The following is a 2,580-nucleotide window of genomic DNA, read 5'->3' as shown; positions in this document are numbered from 1 at the left end:
AAATAAAAGAAGAAAAAGGTACAGTTACAATTTTCTTAAAGAGTGGAGTTAGAATAATAGGAGAAGTTGTTGGAGTGGATAAATTTACAGTTTTAATCTTAGTGGATGGAAAACAACAGCTTATTTATAAGCAGGCTATATCAACAATAATGAAATAAGACACTCTTGTTGAGTGTCTTATTTCATTATTGCTTGCATGCCTCAACATCAATGCCGGCAGCAATTAACTTCTTTTCTCCATCTTGTTCAATAATTTTTTGTAATTTAGATAAGAAAGAATCAAAGTTTGTATGCTTTGCTACTTGGAACGTCATTTTATGTTCAATTGGTAGCCACGTATCAATATCAGCTTCGTTATGCTGAATTTTTACCTCAAGTTTATCGAGTGCATTAGCAACTTTTGCTTCGTACGTTTCTTTCGCTTCAAACTCCATCCATAAGTCATATAATTCCTCGCCGAGAGAACCTGTTAACGTTTGTTTAATATTTAAAATAGCCTCCAGTTCATTTTTTTGTTTTTGTAGCTGTAATTCGTGACTATTCATTGTATCAAAAGCAGGAATATCACCAGCTTCGGCTTCGACTAGGTCGTGAATAATAACCATTTTAAGTAATTTCTCAATACTTACTTTTTGATCCAAATAAGGTTCAACTAAAATGGCCATTAGAGACATCCGCCATGTATGTTCGGCAACACTTTCTTGACGTCCGTTGGAAAGCCAGCTATGTCGCATTTCATATTTTAGTTTTTCTGCTAATGCAATGACTTGTAAAATGTTGTGTTCCATCGTGATCCTCCTCATTTATTCATACCATAATTCTAATATAGAAATGAAATGTGTCAATTTTATGAGTATATTGCGATAAACAGATGATAAGCGTATAATACATGTTATATGTGAAAACGTATTATTAAAATAAAAAAATGTTATATAAAAATGGAAAGGAAAGGGCAGAAATATGGGAGAGAAAAATCAAGTATTAGCTAGACCACAAAGAAGAAAAAGGAAGTTTGATATTTCTAGCCCAGTGGGCATTATAGTAGGTTTCATTATAGTGATAGCGGCAATTATGCTTGGTGGCGGTGGAATAAAAGCTTTCAAAAACTTTTTAGATATTTCATCTATTTTAATTGTCATAGGGGGAACAACAGCGACAATTGTTGTGGCATATCGATTTGGAGAAATAAAAAAATATACGAAAAGCATTTTTACTGTTTTACATAGAAGAGAAGAAGATTTAGAACAGTTAACGGATTTGTTTGTAGATTTTTCGAAAAAGTCTAAAAAGAACGGCTTGCTTTCTTTAGAGGTAGATGGAGAGCAAGTAGACAATCCTTTTATTCAAAAAGGAATTCGATTAATGTTAAGCGGTTACGATGAAGATGAATTAAAAGAAGTGTTATTGAAAGATATTGAAACGGAAGTGTATGAGTTAAGAAAAGGAGCAGCATTATTAGATAAAATTGGTGATTTTGCTCCAGCTTGGGGAATGATTGGTACGTTAATCGGTCTTATCATTATGCTCCAAAACTTACAAGATACATCGCAAATTGGTACAGGAATGGCAGTTGCGATGCTAACGACATTATATGGGTCTGTACTTGCGAATATGATTGCAATCCCTCTTGCGGAAAAAGTATATCGTGGTATTGAAGATTTATATACAGAGAAGAAGTTTGTAATAGAAGCAATTTCAGAATTGTATCGTGGACAAATCCCTTCTAAATTAAAGTTGAAACTGGATACATACGTATACGAAACAAAGGTAAAAAAGGTAAAAGGAGCAGCCTAATATTTCAAGGAGTGGTATGATGAGTAAAGGACCGCAAAAGGGATCGCCTCGTTGGATGACGACTTTTACAGATTTAACGATGTTATTATTAACTTTCTTTGTATTACTAGTTGCTACATCAAAGCAAGATGCAGTAAAATTGTCAAAGATGCTTGAAAAGTTTAGTGATACGGGGCAAGTAGATGCAAAAGTAATGGAAAATACAATACCGGATATTTCACATGAAAAAAATGATGAAAAAATGATTTCAAAAAAGAGAATGGATGAATTATATAAGAAGTTAAAAGCATATGTAGATAATAATGGTATTAGTCAAGTGAATGTATATCGAGAGGATACAGGGGTAAGCGTCGTTATAGTAGATAATTTAATATTTGATACAGGCGATGCGAACGTTAAGCCCGAAGCGAAAGGGATAATAAGTCAATTAGTTGGATTTTTTCAATCCGTACCTAACCCAATTGTTGTAGAGGGACATACAGATAGTAGACCTATTCATAACGAGAAATTCCCTTCTAATTGGGAGTTATCTTCAGCACGAGCGGCAAATATGATTCACCATTTAATTGAAGTGTATAATGTGGACGATAAAAGGCTAGCTGCGGTAGGATATGCAGACACAAAGCCAATTGTACCAAATGATTCACCGCAAAACTGGGAAAAAAACCGTCGCGTTGTTATTTATATAAAAGAGTAGTATATTATTATTTTAATAATAAAATAATAAAAACACGAAAATTCTTTTAAAAAAATATTAAATTTTATCATTTTATTTTGTATAATGAG

Annotated in this window: 4 protein-coding genes; 3 read left to right on the top strand and 1 reads right to left on the bottom strand. The window is 32.9% G+C overall.

The genetic code is table 11. From position 1 onward, the window contains the following. Positions 1 to 2: 2 nt before the first annotated feature. Positions 3 to 158, top strand: coding sequence for an RNA chaperone Hfq (hfq, locus tag ABWK52_RS26075; protein WP_353772231.1), 156 nt, complete (start codon positions 3 to 5; stop codon positions 156 to 158). Positions 159 to 185: 27 nt separating this feature from the next. On the opposite strand, the gene ABWK52_RS26070 is transcribed toward hfq, so the two are convergent. Continuing rightward, entirely contained in the window at positions 186 to 788 is a 603-nt protein-coding gene (locus ABWK52_RS26070) for an HD domain-containing protein (RefSeq protein WP_000400780.1), read from the bottom strand. A 172-nt stretch (positions 789 to 960) separates the two neighbouring features. On the opposite strand from ABWK52_RS26070, the gene ABWK52_RS26065 reads away from it, so the two are divergent. Beyond that, positions 961 to 1,794, top strand: coding sequence for a flagellar motor protein MotP (locus tag ABWK52_RS26065; RefSeq protein WP_000504185.1), 834 nt, complete (start codon positions 961 to 963; stop codon positions 1,792 to 1,794). A 19-nt stretch (positions 1,795 to 1,813) separates the two neighbouring features. Next, positions 1,814 to 2,491 (top strand): OmpA family protein, encoded by a 678-nt coding sequence (locus tag ABWK52_RS26060; protein ID WP_000033627.1) that lies wholly within the window; start codon positions 1,814 to 1,816, stop codon positions 2,489 to 2,491. Positions 2,492 to 2,580: the final 89 nt, after the last annotated feature.

The organism is Bacillus sp. AP50, from assembly GCF_040492675.1.
Lineage (GTDB): Bacteria > Bacillota > Bacilli > Bacillales > Bacillaceae_G > Bacillus_A > Bacillus_A cereus.
This window is presented reverse-complemented; position numbering and strand designations above follow the sequence as displayed.